This window comes from Uliginosibacterium flavum (assembly GCF_040566545.1).
Taxonomy (GTDB): domain Bacteria; phylum Pseudomonadota; class Gammaproteobacteria; order Burkholderiales; family Rhodocyclaceae; genus Uliginosibacterium; species Uliginosibacterium flavum.
In genome coordinates, this window is the sequence record NZ_JBEWZI010000006.1 from 14,859 (window position 1) to 29,737 (window position 14,879).

General features: G+C 59.7%; 15 protein-coding genes. 3 read left to right on the plus strand and 12 right to left on the minus strand.

From position 1 onward, the window contains the following. Positions 1-305: 305 nt before the first annotated feature. From ureE to urtA, 12 genes are all read right to left on the minus strand, one after another. Positions 306-794: an urease accessory protein UreE gene (gene ureE / locus ABXR19_RS06945; RefSeq protein ID WP_354600384.1), complete on the minus strand. Its 489-nt coding sequence runs from the start codon at positions 792-794 to the stop codon at positions 306-308. Positions 795-851: 57 nt separating this feature from the next. Beyond that, a complete protein-coding gene (locus ABXR19_RS06950; protein ID WP_354600385.1) occupies positions 852-1,604 on the minus strand; it encodes a hypothetical protein in 753 nt (250 codons plus the stop codon). Beyond that, positions 1,553-3,253 (minus strand): urease subunit alpha, encoded by a 1,701-nt coding sequence (gene ureC, locus ABXR19_RS06955; RefSeq protein ID WP_354600386.1) that lies wholly within the window; start codon positions 3,251-3,253, stop codon positions 1,553-1,555. Before ureC ends, ABXR19_RS06950 begins: the two co-directional genes overlap by 52 nt. Positions 3,254-3,362: 109 nt before the next feature. Beyond that, complete coding sequence (locus ABXR19_RS06960; protein ID WP_354600387.1) at positions 3,363-3,668, minus strand: urease subunit beta; 306 nt, start codon at positions 3,666-3,668, stop codon at positions 3,363-3,365. Positions 3,669-3,777: 109 nt separating this feature from the next. After that, positions 3,778-4,362, minus strand: coding sequence for a HupE/UreJ family protein (locus tag ABXR19_RS06965; protein ID WP_354600388.1), 585 nt, complete (start codon positions 4,360-4,362; stop codon positions 3,778-3,780). A 15-nt stretch (positions 4,363-4,377) separates the two neighbouring features. Continuing rightward, positions 4,378-4,680 carry an urease subunit gamma gene (gene ureA / locus ABXR19_RS06970; RefSeq protein ID WP_305978066.1) on the minus strand — a complete coding sequence of 101 codons (303 nt, stop codon included), beginning with the start codon at positions 4,678-4,680 and terminating at the stop codon, positions 4,378-4,380. Next, entirely contained in the window at positions 4,681-5,559 is an 879-nt protein-coding gene (locus ABXR19_RS06975; protein ID WP_354600389.1) for an urease accessory protein UreD, read from the minus strand. Between the two features lie 138 nt (positions 5,560-5,697). Further along, positions 5,698-6,390: an urea ABC transporter ATP-binding subunit UrtE gene (urtE, locus tag ABXR19_RS06980; RefSeq protein WP_354600390.1), complete on the minus strand. Its 693-nt coding sequence runs from the start codon at positions 6,388-6,390 to the stop codon at positions 5,698-5,700. A gap of 102 nt (positions 6,391-6,492) precedes the next feature. Further along, positions 6,493-7,359, minus strand: coding sequence for an urea ABC transporter ATP-binding protein UrtD (gene urtD, locus ABXR19_RS06985; RefSeq protein WP_354600391.1), 867 nt, complete (start codon positions 7,357-7,359; stop codon positions 6,493-6,495). A 94-nt stretch (positions 7,360-7,453) separates the two neighbouring features. Next, the gene (urtC, locus tag ABXR19_RS06990; protein ID WP_354600392.1) at positions 7,454-8,557 is read right to left on the minus strand and encodes an urea ABC transporter permease subunit UrtC; all 1,104 of its coding nucleotides are present in this window, start codon (positions 8,555-8,557) and stop codon (positions 7,454-7,456) included. 17 nt (positions 8,558-8,574) lie between these two features. Then, positions 8,575-10,191 (minus strand): urea ABC transporter permease subunit UrtB, encoded by a 1,617-nt coding sequence (gene urtB / locus ABXR19_RS06995; protein WP_354600393.1) that lies wholly within the window; start codon positions 10,189-10,191, stop codon positions 8,575-8,577. Between the two features lie 214 nt (positions 10,192-10,405). Beyond that, complete coding sequence (urtA, locus tag ABXR19_RS07000; protein WP_354600394.1) at positions 10,406-11,680, minus strand: urea ABC transporter substrate-binding protein; 1,275 nt, start codon at positions 11,678-11,680, stop codon at positions 10,406-10,408. A 203-nt stretch (positions 11,681-11,883) separates the two neighbouring features. Here urtA and ABXR19_RS07005 point away from each other — a divergent pair, with 203 nt between their 5' ends. The 3 genes from ABXR19_RS07005 to ABXR19_RS07015 are packed head-to-tail and all read left to right on the plus strand — an operon-like array spanning position 11,884 to position 14,776. Beyond that, positions 11,884-12,426, plus strand: a complete 543-nt coding sequence (locus ABXR19_RS07005) for a GbsR/MarR family transcriptional regulator (RefSeq protein WP_354600395.1) — start codon at positions 11,884-11,886, stop codon at positions 12,424-12,426. A gap of 29 nt (positions 12,427-12,455) precedes the next feature. Then, positions 12,456-13,784, plus strand: coding sequence for a cytochrome ubiquinol oxidase subunit I (locus ABXR19_RS07010; RefSeq protein ID WP_354600396.1), 1,329 nt, complete (start codon positions 12,456-12,458; stop codon positions 13,782-13,784). Beyond that, positions 13,781-14,776, plus strand: coding sequence for a cytochrome d ubiquinol oxidase subunit II (locus ABXR19_RS07015; RefSeq protein WP_354600397.1), 996 nt, complete (start codon positions 13,781-13,783; stop codon positions 14,774-14,776). The genes ABXR19_RS07010 and ABXR19_RS07015 overlap by 4 nt, the downstream gene beginning before the upstream one ends. Positions 14,777-14,879: the final 103 nt, after the last annotated feature.

Here is a 14,879-nt window from a genome sequence, read left to right on the forward strand (position 1 = left end):
AAGATGTCCGCTGGGTGCGGGTCTTCAGGTGGGCTATTCCATGCTGAAAAGCCGAGCCACTTGTGTACTGAGTTCGGCAGACCCGAACATTTCCTCCCCCTTCCAGGGGGAGGGCGAGGGTGGGGGTAAATGCGTCAAATCCAGAGCTGGCTTTGTTGAGCGAGACAACCCCCATCCCAACCTTCCCCCTGCAAGGGGGAAGGAGCCGTTCTGGCTCGGCGCGGCGAAGTGTAACGGTTTGGCAGGGAGACGCCGTTTGAGAGCGTATTTGTGAATTTCGGCTTTTAGCCTTCATCAAGGCCCGCTCAACCATGCGCTCCGCCCATGACATGAATCTTCGCCTCGGTGGCGCCGCGTTCCGCATGATGATGGCCCGAGGCATAGGCGCCGGCTTCGGGTTCGAAAGGCGCATCGAGATGCGTAAGTTCGGCGCCCAGGCCAGTCAGCATGTGTTCCAGCACGTGATCCTGCTGGATGCGCAGCGCACCCTCGCAGACCTGCACGGCGACGTGGCGATTGCCCAGGTGATAGGCGGTGCGCGCCAGTTCGAAGGCGCTGGCGCAACGCGCTTCGACCAGGGCTTCGGGCGCAGAGACCACCTCAACGATGCGTCCGTCCTGCGCCTGCAATTTGTCGCCGCCGCGCAGGATGCCGCCACGCGGCAGAAACAGGCCCACTTCCTCGCCGGACGCCAATTGCGTGCGCAGCCGGGTCTTGGTGCGCGCGTCGAAGTCGAGGATCAGCTGTTCGGTGGCTGGCGCAGTGCCAGTGTAGAGGGATTCGATTAGGAGCATGGTGAAAAAAGCAATTTCAAAATTAGTGTTCGTGATCAGGAAGTATGTCTGTTTGGTTTAGATTGGCTGAACAAGTGATGTGACTGGAATTTCACACAAGATGCCGTTTTTGCGATTAGTGATAATCAGCTTGTTGTCGTGTAATTTCATGTCCTTGAATTCGTAGTGGTAAGCAAGCGGATCTGGATCAGTACTCAAGATTAATGTTGAATGTTCGGCTTGTCCGTCCCGTTCGGTTGCAAGCGTCAGAGTGAAGTGATGTTGTGAGATTCGGCAAATCAGTTTTGCGACCAGCTTCTTTCGAATAATAGTTTTACTCTGATAGAGCCATTCGTTAACACAGTGGCCATCAAAGAATTTATCAACAGCATCAAGAACGGGAGTCAGGTTGTACGATTTTTCTGCAGAAATCCCTGAAATGCAGGTTCTTATGAATGTTCGCATGAAAGCAAAAACATCAATTGCCTCTGTTTTGGCTCTATAGGATATTTCATCAAATGGAGCCCTTAGGCAGGCAACTCCAAAAGAGTTGACCTTAAAATCAAATCTGTCAGTTTTTGCGCCGTTAAGTACCAACTTCGATGAATCAAAAAAAACTTCTGTCTTGATAAGTTCTCGTTCAACAAAATTGCAGAGAGCTCGGGAACGAAGGTATAAGTCGTAACCAAATTCGTTGGGCCAATCGTACCTATCCAGGTTAAGTGCAAACTTTCGGAGTCGTTTTTGCTTTGCAAGCATTGTTGTCTCTATTCCCGGAATTAAAACAGGAAGTAACGCTGTGCCATCGGCAGTGAAGTCGCCGGTTCGCACACCAGGTGTTCGCCATCGGCACGCACTTCGTAGGTTTCCGGATCGACCTGGATGTCGCCACACCAGTCGTTGTGAATCATGTCGGCCTTGGTGACGCTACGGATGTTCTTTACTGCGACCAGCGGCTTGGCGAGACCCAAGCCGGTGAGCGTGCCCTTGTCCAGCGAGGCCTGTGAGACAAAAGTCAGCGAGGTCTTCAAACCGCCGCCGAAGCTGCCGAACATCGGGCGGTAGTGCACCGGCTGTGGCGTGGGGATTGAGGCATTCGCGTCGCCCATTGCGGCAGCGGCGATCATGCCGCCCTTGATGATGGTGGAGGGTTTTACGCCGAAGAAAGCGGGACGCCATACCACCAGATCGGCGAATTTTCCGACCTCGACCGAGCCGACGACATGGCTGATACCGTGGGCGATGGCCGGGTTGATGGTGTATTTGGCGATGTAGCGCTTGGCGCGGAAGTTGTCATTCTTCGCGCCATCGCCTTTCAGGGCGCCGCGCTGCTGCTTCATCTTGTGTGCGGTCTGCCAGGTGCGGATGATGACCTCACCGACGCGGCCCATGGCTTGCGAGTCGGACGACATCATGGAGAGTGCGCCGATGTCGTGCAGGATGTCTTCGGCAGCGATGGTTTCGCGGCGGATGCGCGATTCCGCGAAGGCCACGTCCTCGGCAATCGAGGAATCCAGGTGATGGCAGACCATGAGCATGTCCAGATGCTCGTCGATGGTGTTGACGGTGTAAGGCCGGGTCGGGTTGGTCGAGCTGGGCAGCACGTTCTTCATGCCGGCGAGTTTGACGATGTCTGGCGCGTGACCGCCACCCGCGCCTTCGGTGTGGAAGGTGTGGATGGTGCGGCCTTTGAAGGCGGCGGCGGTGTCTTCCACAAAGCCGGATTCGTTGAGCGTGTCGGAGTGGATGGCGACCTGCACGTCGTACTTCTCGGCCACCGCCAGGCAATTGTCGATGGCCGCTGGCGTGGTGCCCCAGTCCTCGTGCAGCTTCAAACCAATCGCACCGGCTTCGATCTGCTCGGCCGCCGGGCCGGGCAGGCTCACATTACCCTTGCCAAGAAAGCCCAGATTCATCGGGAAGGCGTCTGCCGCCTGCAGCATGCGCGCGATGTGCCAGGGGCCGGGCGTGCAGGTGGTGGCAAAGGTACCCGTGGCCGGGCCGGTGCCGCCGCCGATCATGGTGGTCACGCCACTCATGAGTGCTTCGTCGATCTGCTGCGGGCAGATGAAGTGAATGTGGGTGTCGATGCCGCCGGCCGTGATGATCTGGCCTTCGCCGGCGATGATCTCGGTGGCCGCGCCGATGGCAATCGTCACGCCGGGTTGTACGTCCGGATTGCCGGCCTTGCCGATGCCGCTGATGTAGCCGTTCTTGATGCCGATGTCGGCTTTGACGATGCCCCAGTGGTCGATGATCAGCGCATTGGTGATCACCGTATCGGCCACTTCAGCGGCAGGCAATTGGCTCTGGCCCATGCCATCGCGGATCACCTTGCCTCCACCGAATTTCACTTCCTCGCCGAGGATGGTGAAGTCTTTTTCAACCTCGATAATCAGGTCGGTATCGGCCAGACGCAGGCGGTCGCCGACGGTGGGGCCGAACATTTCCGCATAGGCGCGGCGGGAGATTGTTGCCATGGTGGTTCCCCGTAGGGTGGGTTCGCGAAGCAACCCACCGATGTATCAATTCATTAATTGCAAAGTTCGGCTGGTGGGTTGTCGCTACGCTCCGAACCCACCCTACGAATTACAAGCTGCCCTGTACCAGGCCGCGGAAGCCATACACCTTGCGCTCGCCGGCGTAATCAACGAGTTCCACCGTGCGGCTCTGGCCCGGCTCAAAGCGCACCGCCGTGCCACTGGCGATGTTCAGGCGCATGCCGTGCGCGGCGACGCGATCGAAACTCAGCGCCGCGTTGGTTTCGGCAAAGTGGTAGTGCGAGCCGATCTGGATCGGCCGGTCGCCGGTATTCGCTACGCTGAGCGATTGGGTGCGGCGACCGACATTGAGTTCGTGCTCGCCCTCATCGACGAAAAGTTCACCAGGGATCATGATTTCCTTTCCGCCGCAAAAGCGGCGCATTACGTTCCCCTCTCCCGTTCGGGGAGAGGGGCTAGGGGAGAGGGTAAGCAAGCGCCCTCTCCCGGCTTTTATAAGCGTATCAGGCTGCCAGCAGGCTCAGACCGAACAGGGCAACAACGGCTCCGGTGATACGCGGCAACCAGACATTGCGCTCCAGACCAAAGCGGGCCAGTGCCATCCCTCCGACGTGCAGCAGCAGGGTGCCCAGCAGCATGCCGGAGAGGGCCGCCAGTGCCCGGTCTACAGGCAGTTCTGTGCCGTGGGCGATGCCATGAAAAACGGCGAAGGCGCCGACAATCAGCGCACCGACCAGCGCCGGCAGCTTCACGCGCAGTGCGACCATCAGGCCCAGTACCAGCAGCGAAGCGGCGATCATCGGCTCAAGCGCACCGAATGCCATGCCTGTGAAGCCGAGCAGGCCACCAATCAGCAGCAGGCCGGCAAAAGCGGCCGGAGCTGCCAGCGATGCGCGCGAGCTATGGCTGAAGGCGAGCATGCTCCACACCCCGACCATGATCATCGCGGCCATGTGATCCAGCCCGGTGAAGGGATGGGTAAAGCCGATGATGAAAGCCGAGCCGTGATGGATGCCGGCATCCGCGCCGATGTGGGCAGAAGCCAGGGCAGGGAACAGAGCGATGAGAGCTAGCAGGCTGCGTTTCATGTGAGTCTCCTCTGATTAAATAATTGGATTGTGAACCGTGACGAGTTTGGTGCCGTCCGGGAAGGTGGCTTCCACCTGGATTTCGGGAATCATCTCGGCGATCCCGTCCATGACGTCGGCGCGCGACAGGAGTGTCGTGCCGTAGTGCATCAGTTCGGCCACGCTGCGCCCGTCGCGCGCGCCTTCCATGATGGCGGCGGAAATGAAAGCAACCGACTCCGGGTAATTGAGCTTGAGGCCACGGGCCTTGCGACGCTCGGCGAGCAGGCCGGCGGTGAAGATCAGCAGTTTGTCTTTTTCGCGGGGGGTGAGTTCCATTCAGGTTCTCCAGATGCGAGGCGGTACTGCCTCGCGTTGCAATACATGGGGCCGGGCCAAGGCCCAGATGGCTTCGAAATACTGACGCGCCGCTTCACTGGAGTGTGACAGCAAGCGCACGACAGTGACATCCGGCAGGGCCGATATGCCACATTCGCCTTCGGCGATGTTGATGCTGCGCAGGGCTTCGGTCAAGGCCGTCTCGGGCGCCGATTTTGCGTTCACTCCGGCCAGCCAGAGCGTCCCGAAAACAGTGTAGTTCTTCAGGGCGACGGCAGACTGCATGGCGGCGTCGCTGCCCTGCAGATGCATGGCTTCCTGCCAAAGTGGCGTGCCGTCCGGGCGCTGCAGGCGCAGGTGCTGACGAAATGAGCCGTGATCGAAGGCTTCGCCGCTGGCCTGACGGCCCAGACACAGGATGTCCCAGCCGATGGCGCGGGCGCCTTCGGCGAGGCTGATGGTAGTTGTGGCACGCGCGCGCGCCTGATCGAAAATGATCACCTCTTGTGGCAGCCATTCCAGCGTGGCATCGGCGGCGATATTCAGATTGATATCTTGCGTCGCCAGCGGCCCCTTGCTGCGATACCACTTGCCCGCACCGGGCGTGGTGACCTGGGCGTGGGCGCCTGTCTCGACGTCCAGCGTGATACGTAACTGGTCGCCCCCAGCAATTCCGGCCGGTGGGTGCAGGATCAGCAATTGGCAGACCGCATCGCCTTCGGGGTACAGCGCCTTCTGCACGCGCAGCGGCCCCTGATGCAGGTTGTGCGCCAGCACGCTGCGGCTCTCACGCGAGGCGACACGCAGGTCGAGCGAAGCCTGCCAGCCTTGCTGATGAGAGTGTTCTTGCAGGAGGATCGCGTCGGTTAATGCGTTCATGCAGCTTGCGTGGGTCGCGTAGGGTGGGTTAGCGAAGCGTAACCCACCGGTTGTAAGCATGCGGGCGTTTTACGCCCGGAAATTATTGTGATCGGTGGGTTACGCCTACGGCTAACCCACCCTACTGTCACGATTGCGTCAAATTGCCACCAGACTCTTTACATTCTGTTCCTGCATCTCGCTGCCCGGCCCGGCCTTGATGATTTCACCACGGCCCATGACCGCATATTGATCGGCCAGCGATTCGGCGAAATCATAATACTGTTCGACCAGCAGGATGGCCATTTCTCCCCCTTCGGCCAGCTTGCGGATGGCGGAGCCGATGTCCTTGATGATGGAGGGCTGGATGCCTTCGGTGGGTTCATCGAGGATCAGCAGCTTGGGGCGCATGACCAGCGCACGGCCGATGGCGAGCTGCTGTTGCTGGCCGCCGGATAGATCGCCGCCGCGCCGCTTGAGCATGTCTTTCAACACCGGGAACATCTCGTAGATGTAGCCCGGCACGCCGCGTGAGGCCTTGCCGTTGGCGAGACCCATCAACAGGTTTTCTTCTACAGTGAGGCGAGGGAAGATTTCGCGGCCCTGTGGCACATAGGCCATGCCCAGTGCGGCGCGGGCATACGGCGCGGTTTTGGTGATGTTCTTGCCATCAAAACTGACCGAGCCTTTGGCGACCGGCAGCAGGCCCATCAGGCATTTGAGCAGGGTGGTCTTGCCTACGCCGTTGCGCCCCAGCAGGGTGGTGACTTCGCCTTGCTTGAGGGCGAGCGAGACGCCGCGCAGAGTGTGGCTGCCGCCGTAGTACTGGTTCAGATTTTCTATGTTCAACATCGCGTTGCTCACATCTTCGGTAGGGTGGGCTCGGTGAGCCCACGCGTTGATTTCCACGAACCGCGTGGGCTCACCGAGCCCACCCTACGGCCAGTGCCCCACTCATCTTCCCAGATACACCTCAATCACCCGTTCATCGTTCTGTACCTGCTCCAGCGAGCCTTCAGCGAGCACGCTGCCTTCGTGCAGGCAGGTCACCTTGCCGTTGCGTGCGGAGATCTGCTTGATGAAATCCATGTCGTGCTCGACCACGACCAGGGTGTAGTCCCCGGCCAGTTCCAGAAAGAGTTCGCCGCTGCGTTCGGTTTCCTCGTCGGTCATGCCCGCCGCAGGTTCATCCAGCAGCAGCAGGAGCGGCTCCTGCATCAGCAACATGCCGATTTCAAGCCATTGTTTCTGGCCGTGCGAGAGCAGACCTGCCGGGCGATGGGCCTGATCCTTGAGGCGGATGAGTTCGAGTTTCTGTTCGACCTTGCTACGGGCTTCTCCCGTGAGCTTGAAGAACAGGCTCGACCAGATGCCCTTGTCGGTCTTCATCGCCAGTTCAAGATTCTCGAACACGGTCAGTTCTTCGAAAACGGTCGGTTTCTGGAACTTGCGACCGATGCCGGTGTGGGCGATCTGTGCTTCGTTGAGCTTGGTCAGGTCGATGGTCTGGCCGAAATAGGCGGTGCCGGCGCTGGGGCGTGTCTTGCCGGTGATCACGTCCATCATGGTGGTCTTGCCGGCGCCATTGGGGCCGATGATGGAACGCAGCTCACCTTTGTCGATGGCGAGGTTCAGATTGTTGATGGCCTTGAAGCCGTCGAAGGAAACGGTAATGCCTTCCAGATACAGGATCACGCCGTGCGTGGTGTCCAGCTGGGTCGAATCAACCGGGCGTTCCAGACCGACGGCGCGGTCGAAGGCGCTTTCGGCGCCGGAGATTGGCAGGCCGGGTTTCTTTTCCGTTGTAGCTGCAGCGTTCATGCGGGGCATCCTTTTAACTCTTGCGCAGCAAGGGCTTGAGGCTCCCCTCGCCCTTTAAGGGAGAGGGGTTGGGGGAGAGGGTAGAAATTTTCAGTCATGCCCGTTCCTCTTTCTTGCTGAACCAGCTCTGCACCTGACCCAGCACGCCGCGCGGCAGCCATAGGGTCACGAGGATGAAAATCAAGCCGAGGAAATACAGCCAGTATTCGGGAAACGCCACCGTGAACCAGCTCTTCAGAATGTTGATGAGGCCAGCCCCGATCAGCGGGCCGATCAGGCTGCCGCGCCCGCCCACAGCGGTCCAGATGGCGATCTCGATGGAGTTGGCGGGGCTCATTTCACCGGGATTGATGATGCCGACCTGCGGCACATACAAGGCGCCGGCAATCGCGCAGATCACGGCCGACAGGGTCCAGATGAAGAGCTTGTAGGGCAGGGGGTTGTAGCCGGAGAACATGACGCGCGATTCGGCATCGCGGATCGCCGCCAGCACTCGCCCGAGCTTACTGGTGACGATGAGGCGCCCCAGCAGCAGGAAGCCGATCAGCGCAGCAGCGGTCAGGCCGAAAAGCACGATGCGGGTTTCCGGTGCAGTGATCGAGAAGCCGAGGATGCGCTTGAAGTCGGTGAAGCCGTTGTTGCCCCCGAAGCCGGTTTCGTTACGGAAGAACAGCAGCATCGTGGCATAGGCCATGGCTTGCGTGATGATCGAGAAATACACGCCCTTGATGCGCGAACGGAAGGCGAAGTAGCCGAAGATGAAAGCCAGCAGGCCCGGCACCAGCACGATCAGCAACAGGGCCCAGAGGAAGTGCTCGGTGCCCTGCCAGTACCAGGGCAGTTCCTTCCAGTTCAGGAAGACCATGAAATCCGGCAGATCGCTCTGGTAGTTGCCCTCGCGGCCGATGGCCCGCATCAGATACATGCCCATGCCGTAGCCGCCCAGCGCGAAGAACACTCCGTGGCCCAGCGAGAGGATGCCGGTGTAGCCCCAGACCAGATCCATGGCCAGCGCGACGATGGCGTAGCACATGATCTTGCCGGTCAGCGTGACCCAGTAGGTGGACAGGTGCAGGGCACTGGTTTCGGGTACCGCCAGATTCAGCAAAGGCACGATCACCAGCATCAGTGCCGCAAAGGTGGTGAGGGCGGTCCAGGCTTTGGGGCCGAAAAGTCGGGATGTGAGGGTTTTGTTCATGGCTTATTGTTCCGCGCTCAGTTTTCTACAAACCGGCCCTTCATCGCGAACAGGCCTTGTGGCCGTTTCTGGATGAAGATGATGATGAAGACAAGCACCGCAATCTTCGCGAGTACAGCGCCGGCGTAGCCTTCCAGCAGCTTGTTGAGCACGCCCAGACCGAGTGCGGCATACACCGTGCCGGCGAGCTGACCAACGCCGCCGAGCACCACGACCATGAAGGAATCGATGATGTAGCCCTGACCCAGATCCGGCCCGACATTGCCGACCTGGCTCAGCGCGCAGCCGGCCAGCCCGGCCACGCCGGAGCCGAGCCCGAAGGCTAGGGTGTCGACGCGCGGGGTGGCAACGCCGACGCAGCTCGCCATCTGGCGGTTCTGAGTGACGGCGCGGACAAACAGGCCGAGCCGCGTGCGGGTCAGGATCAGGGTCATGCTGATCACGACAATGATGGCGAAAGCAATGATGGCGAGGCGGTTGTAGGGGAGCATCAAATTGCCCATCACCTGCACGCCGCCCGACAGCCAGGCGGGGTTTTCGACCATCACGTTCTGCGCACCGAATACCGTGCGGACCAGCTGGATCAGCATCAGGCTGATGCCCCAGGTAGCCAGCAGCGTGTCCAGCGGGCGACCGTAGAGGAAGCGAATCACCAGGCGCTCCATCAGCACACCCATCAGGGCGGAGGTCATGAATGCCACCGGAATGGCCAGCAAGGGATAGAACTCGAAGAGCTCCGGCGCGTAGTTGCGCACCAGATTCTGCACGACGTAAGTGGCGTAGGCGCCAATCATGATCAGCTCGCCATGGGCCATGTTGATCACGCCCATCAGACCGTAGGTAATCGCCAGACCCAGTGCCGCAAGCAGCAGAATGCTGCCCAGCGAAATGCCGGTGAACAGTCCGCCCAGCGCCTCGCCAAGCTTGAGTTGCGAGTTGATGGTGTTGATGCCTTGCTGGGCGGCGACACGGATGGCTTCATCCGGCTCCTTGGGTGTGGCGCCGTCCTTTTCCAGCAGGGCGACGAGAAGCTGCTTGGCGTTAGGCTCGCCGCTGGCGCCCAGCGTGGCAATCGCCGCCAGGCGTACTGTCTTGTCCGGGTGCTGCAACTGGGCTGCGGCCTGGGTCAGGCGCAGCAATTTGATGATGTGCGGGTCCGCTTCAATCGCAAGAGCCTTCTCCAGCAGCGGCAGGATGGCCGGATTGGCCGAGTTCTGCAGCTGCTTCACGGCGGCCAGACGCAGCGCCTTGTCGGGCGAAATCAGGTCGAGCGCGGCGAGGGCGCCTTCAAGGGCATTGGTGACACGACCATTGCTGACCACGTCTTCGAGTTCGTCCGGCACCTTGGCCAGTTTTGCGCCGGTAATTGCATCAACAGCAGTTTCGCCGTCATAGATGATGGCTTGCTTGCCGCCCAGGGATTTGAGCGTGTCGTCGCGCAGGGCTTCGAGGATCGGCAGGGCTTCGGGATCGGCACTGCCGGCAATCGCATAGAGTGCGGCGACCTTCGCATCGTTGTCGCCGATGACAAGCTGGAGAACCAGTTCGGGCGCGGGTTTGGCGAAGCTGGCCGGACTGATGGCGCAAAGGGCCAGGGTCAGCAGAGCGAGGAAAGCGGGGCGCATGAAGGTCATGGCGGGTCACAGATATGTGTTGCGCTTCCCCGAGCAGAGAAACGCCTCTTGAACCAGACTCGCCCTTTGCTTTTTCGGCGCAGGGCGGGCGTAGCGCTTAGGGAGAAATCGTCGCGAGCGGGAGCAAGGTCGAAACGAGGAGCGGAAACGTATGTGAATACGTTGAGCACCGGAGTTTCGAGATTGCCCCGCGCAGCAGATTTATACCAAGTGCTTACTTCTTTTCCGGCTCATCCTTCTTTTTGTCGTTGCCTTCTACGAAGGGGCTCCAGGGCTGAGCCTTGACCGGACCTGGCGTCTTCCACACCACCTTGAACTGACCGTCAGCCTTGATCTCGCCGATGAACACCGGCTTGTGCAGGTGATGGTTTTTCATGTCCATGGTGGAAACGAAGCCGCCCGGAGCCTTCACAGTCTGGCCGGCCATCGCCGCGATCACCTTGTCGGTGTCGGTGCTCTTGGCCTTCTCGACCGCTTGTGCCCACATCTTGATGCCGATGTAGGTGGCTTCCATCGGGTCATTGGTTAGCGGCTTGTCCTTGTGGCCGGCGATGCCCTTGGCCTTGGCGTAGTCGCTCCACTGCTTCACGAAAGCGGTGTTGGTCGGGTTCTTCACGCTCATGAAGTAGTTCCAGGCGGCCAGGTGGCCCACCAGCGGCTTGGTATCCACGCCGCGCAATTCTTCTTCACCCACCGAGAACGCCACGACCGGCACGTCGCTGGCCTTCAGGCCCTGGTTACCCAGTTCCTTGTAGAAGGGCACGTTCGAATCGCCATTGATGGTCGAGATGACCGCGGTCTTCTTGCCTTCAGAGGAGAACTTCTTGATCTTGGCGATGATGGTCTGGTAATCGCTGTGACCGAAGGGGGTGTATTCCTCGATGATGTCGGCCTCGGCCACACCCTTGGATTTCAGGAAGGCGCGCAGGATCTTGTTGGTGGTGCGCGGATAGACATAGTCGGTGCCCAGCAACACGAATCTTTTCGCGCCGCCGCCGTCCTTGCTCATCAGATACTCCACGGCCGGGATGGCTTGCTGATTCGGCGCGGCCCCCGTGTAGAACACATTCTTCGACAGTTCTTCACCTTCATACTGCACCGGGTAGAAGAGCAGGCTGTTCAGCTCTTCATAGACCGGCAGCACCGACTTGCGCGACACCGAAGTCCAGCAGCCGAAAGTGACGGCAACCTTGTCCTTGGAAATCAGCTGGCGGGCCTTTTCGGCGAACAGCGGCCAGTTGGAGGCCGGATCGACGACGACCGGCTCAAGCTTCTTGCCGAGCACGCCGCCCTTGGCGTTGATTTCGTCAATCGCCATCAACACGGTGTCTTTCAACACGGTTTCGGAAATTGCCATCGTGCCGGAGAGCGAGTGCAGCACGCCAACCTTGATGGTGTCAGCGGCAGACGCGCTGAAGGATGCGAAGCCGGCGACGGCCATGGCGGCCGACAGGGCCGAGATCTTGATGAAGCTGCGACGAGATTGCATTGAAGAACTCCCTGGCAAGTTGATGGTGTGCTGGCGGCCCGTTGTCTTGCCGCGTGGTGCCACTGTAGGGAGTCAGGCTCTGCGCATGAATACGTCAGAGTGCGTAGGTCAATGAGCAGAATTGAAGTGTTCTCAATTTTCAGAAATTTCTGAAACTTCATGATAGTCTTGATGCAGATCAAAAACTAACAGAGAGTCTGCCCGTGACGCCACTTGTTCGCGCCTTCGTTTCCCATTTTGGCGAGATGGGTTCCCGCTGGGGAATCAACCGTACCGTAGGCCAGATTTACGCACTGATCTATGTCTCGCCACGCCCCCTGAACGCCGATGAGATCGCCGAGGCGCTTGAGTTCTCGCGCTCCAACGTGAGTATGGGTCTGAAGGAATTGCAGGCCTGGCGACTGGTGTGCCTGCGTCATTTCAGTGGAGATCGCCGCGAATACTTCGAAGCGCCCGGTGATGCCTGGGAGGTATTCCGCACCCTGGCCGAGGAACGCCGCCGCCGCGAGATTGAGCCCACGCTCTCAATGCTGCGTAGTTCCCTGCTGGAGGATGTCAGCAGCGAGGAAGACCTTCATGCCCAAGCGCGGATGCGCGACATGCACACGTTGATCGAGCAGTTCACCACCTGGTTCGACGATGTCCAGCGCCTGGATAGTGCCACCCTCAGCAAGCTGATGGGTATGGGGGCAACAGTGCACAAGCTGCTCGACTTCGCCGACAAGTTCAAGCGCAACAAAAACTAAGTTCCTGCAACATCCCCCGGAGTAGCACCATGGAAGTCTTCGACCCCCTCTTGCTGGCGCGCATTCAGTTCGCCGCCAACATCACTTTTCACATTCTCTTTCCTACCATCACCATCGCGCTGTGCTGGGCTCTGCTTTTTTTCCGCTGGCGCTGGATCGCCACGCGTGATGAGGCCTGGCTGGAGGCTTACCGCTTGTGGACCAAGGTGTTCGCGCTATCTTTCGCCATGGGCGTGGTCTCGGGTATCACCATGAGTTTCCAGTTCGGCACCAACTGGCCGGGATTCATGGAGCGCGTGGGCAACATCGCCGGCCCTTTGCTTGGCTATGAGGTGCTCACAGCCTTCTTTCTGGAGGCTACTTTCCTCGGTGTGATGTTGTTCGGCCAAGGCAAGGTTTCCGAACGCGTACACATGTTTGCGACTGCGATGGTGGCGCTGGGCACCACTTCTTCTGCATTCTGGATCCTCGCGCTGAACTCCTGGATGCAGACGCCAGCGGGCTTTTATGTGGAAGGCGGCCAGTACCATGTGGCCAGCTGGCTGGCAGTTATCTTCAACCCCTCTTTCCCCTATCGCTTCAGCCATGTGCTATTGGCCTCCGGACTCACAGTGTCCTTCCTGCTTGCCGGGCTGTCGGCTTGGCAGATCCTGCGCCGCCGCGAAACGCTGGGCACCGGCGTGGCGCTGCGCACCGGCCTGATCGCTGGCGCCATCCTGATCCCGATTCAGATTTTCGTGGGCGACATGCACGGGCTCAACACGCTGACGCACCAGCCGCAAAAGGTGGCCGCCATTGAGGGCGTCTGGGAGACTCAGAAGGGCGCGCCGCTGCTGTTATTTGCCCTGCCGGACGAAAGGACGCGCAGCAACCACTTTGAAATCGGCATTCCCAAAGGTGCCAGTCTGATCCTCACCCACAATCCGGAGGGCGAAATCCGTGGACTGAACGAGTTTGAAGGCAAGCATCCGCCTGTCGCGCCGTTGTTCTGGGGCTTTCGCATCATGGTGGGGGTGGGCATGCTGATGCTGGCGGCCAGCTGGGCAGGCGTGTGGGCCTTGCGTCGTCGTGCCGCCAATGCCTTGCCACGTCCTCTGTTGTGGGGTTTGGTGGGGATGACCTTCTCCGGCTGGGTGGCCACCGTGGCCGGCTGGTATGTCACTGAGATCGGCCGCCAGCCCTATCTGGTGTTTGGTGAGCTGTTTACTCGCGATCTGGTAGGCCCTGCGCCGGCTTCTTCCATCGCCGTCTCCCTTGCCGCTTATCTGGTCACCTATCTGGTGCTGATCGTGGCTTACGTCAACGTGCTGTTCTACATGGCCGGCAAGCCTGCCAATGCAAAAGGAGTCTCGGCATGAGCTTCGACCAGTTCCTCCCGATCTATTTTTTCGTCATCCTCGGCGTGGCGATGCTGCTCTACGTACTGCTAGACGGTTTTGACCTCGGCATAGGCCTTCTCCTGCCGCTGGCGCCGGATGCGGAGCAAGACAGCATGATTGCCTCCATTGGCCCCTTCTGGGATGCCAACGAAACCTGGCTGGTGCTGGGCGTAGGCGTGCTGCTGATCGCTTTTCCGCAGGCCCACGGGAAGATCCTCGGCGCGCTCTATCTGCCAGTCATGGTCATGCTGATCGGCCTGATCCTGCGTGGCGTGGCCTTCGATTTTCGGGTCAAGGCGCGTGATCAGCACAAGCATTTGTGGAACCTGAGCTTCTTTGTCGGCTCATTGATGGCTACCTTGGCCCAAGGCTGGATGCTCGGCCGCTATGTCACCGGCTTCGGCGAGAGCGCAGGTCATCAAGCCTTTGCACTGCTGATCACACTCACCCTGCCGGCCGCCTATGTGATGCTGGGTGGCTGCTGGCTACTGCTGAAAAGCGAAGGTGCATTGCAGGACAAGGCGCGCCACTGGGCACGCAACAGCCTTGCTCCGGTGGCGTTGGGCCTGCTTCTGATTTCGCTCGCCACGCCCTGGGTAAGCGAAACAGTGCGTGAGAAGTGGTTCGCCATGCCCGCCTTCCTTGCTCTGCTGCCGATTCCGCTGATCAGTGTGCTGGCCCTCGCGGGTCTGGCTTGGGTTTTGCAGCGGCCAAAAGTGCGCGATGAATTTTCCTGGCTGCCCTTCGTGCTCGCTATTGTGATCTTGCTGATGGGCTTTTTTGGTTTGGCCTACAGTCTGTATCCCTATGTAATCATGGACCGGATGACACTGTGGGATGCCGCCGCCTCCACACCCGCACTCACCGTTATTTTCTACGGTACCGTGGTTACTGTGCCGGTGATTCTCGGCTACACAGCCTTCGCCTATTGGGTTTTTCGCGGGAAAAGTACGCCGCTAACCTACGGTTGAGAGCTCCTCACCCGCATTGTGATGCGGGTGAGGGTATTTCATCAGCATCCTGCAGCCTTAGTTGGGCGGCAGATTGCCTAACGCGCATGGGTCTCGATGTTCG

What these genes read in the sequence shown, in the direction of transcription:
- ureE (WP_354600384.1), bottom strand. Translation starts at nt 794, where the DNA reads ATGCTCCTAATCGAATCCCTCTACACTGGCACTGCGCCAGCCACCGAA.
- ureC (WP_354600386.1), bottom strand. Translation starts at nt 3,253, where the DNA reads ATGGCAACAATCTCCCGCCGCGCCTATGCGGAAATGTTCGGCCCCACC.
- ABXR19_RS06960 (WP_354600387.1), bottom strand. Translation starts at nt 3,668, where the DNA reads ATGATCCCTGGTGAACTTTTCGTCGATGAGGGCGAGCACGAACTCAAT.
- ABXR19_RS06965 (WP_354600388.1), bottom strand. Translation starts at nt 4,362, where the DNA reads ATGAAACGCAGCCTGCTAGCTCTCATCGCTCTGTTCCCTGCCCTGGCT.
- ureA (WP_305978066.1), bottom strand. Translation starts at nt 4,680, where the DNA reads ATGGAACTCACCCCCCGCGAAAAAGACAAACTGCTGATCTTCACCGCC.
- ABXR19_RS06975 (WP_354600389.1), bottom strand. Translation starts at nt 5,559, where the DNA reads ATGAACGCATTAACCGACGCGATCCTCCTGCAAGAACACTCTCATCAG.
- urtE (WP_354600390.1), bottom strand. Translation starts at nt 6,390, where the DNA reads ATGTTGAACATAGAAAATCTGAACCAGTACTACGGCGGCAGCCACACT.
- urtD (WP_354600391.1), bottom strand. Translation starts at nt 7,359, where the DNA reads ATGAACGCTGCAGCTACAACGGAAAAGAAACCCGGCCTGCCAATCTCC.
- urtC (WP_354600392.1), bottom strand. Translation starts at nt 8,557, where the DNA reads ATGAACAAAACCCTCACATCCCGACTTTTCGGCCCCAAAGCCTGGACC.
- urtB (WP_354600393.1), bottom strand. Translation starts at nt 10,191, where the DNA reads ATGACCTTCATGCGCCCCGCTTTCCTCGCTCTGCTGACCCTGGCCCTT.
- urtA (WP_354600394.1), bottom strand. Translation starts at nt 11,680, where the DNA reads ATGCAATCTCGTCGCAGCTTCATCAAGATCTCGGCCCTGTCGGCCGCC.
- ABXR19_RS07010 (WP_354600396.1), top strand. Translation starts at nt 12,456, where the DNA reads ATGGAAGTCTTCGACCCCCTCTTGCTGGCGCGCATTCAGTTCGCCGCC.
- ABXR19_RS07015 (WP_354600397.1), top strand. Translation starts at nt 13,781, where the DNA reads ATGAGCTTCGACCAGTTCCTCCCGATCTATTTTTTCGTCATCCTCGGC.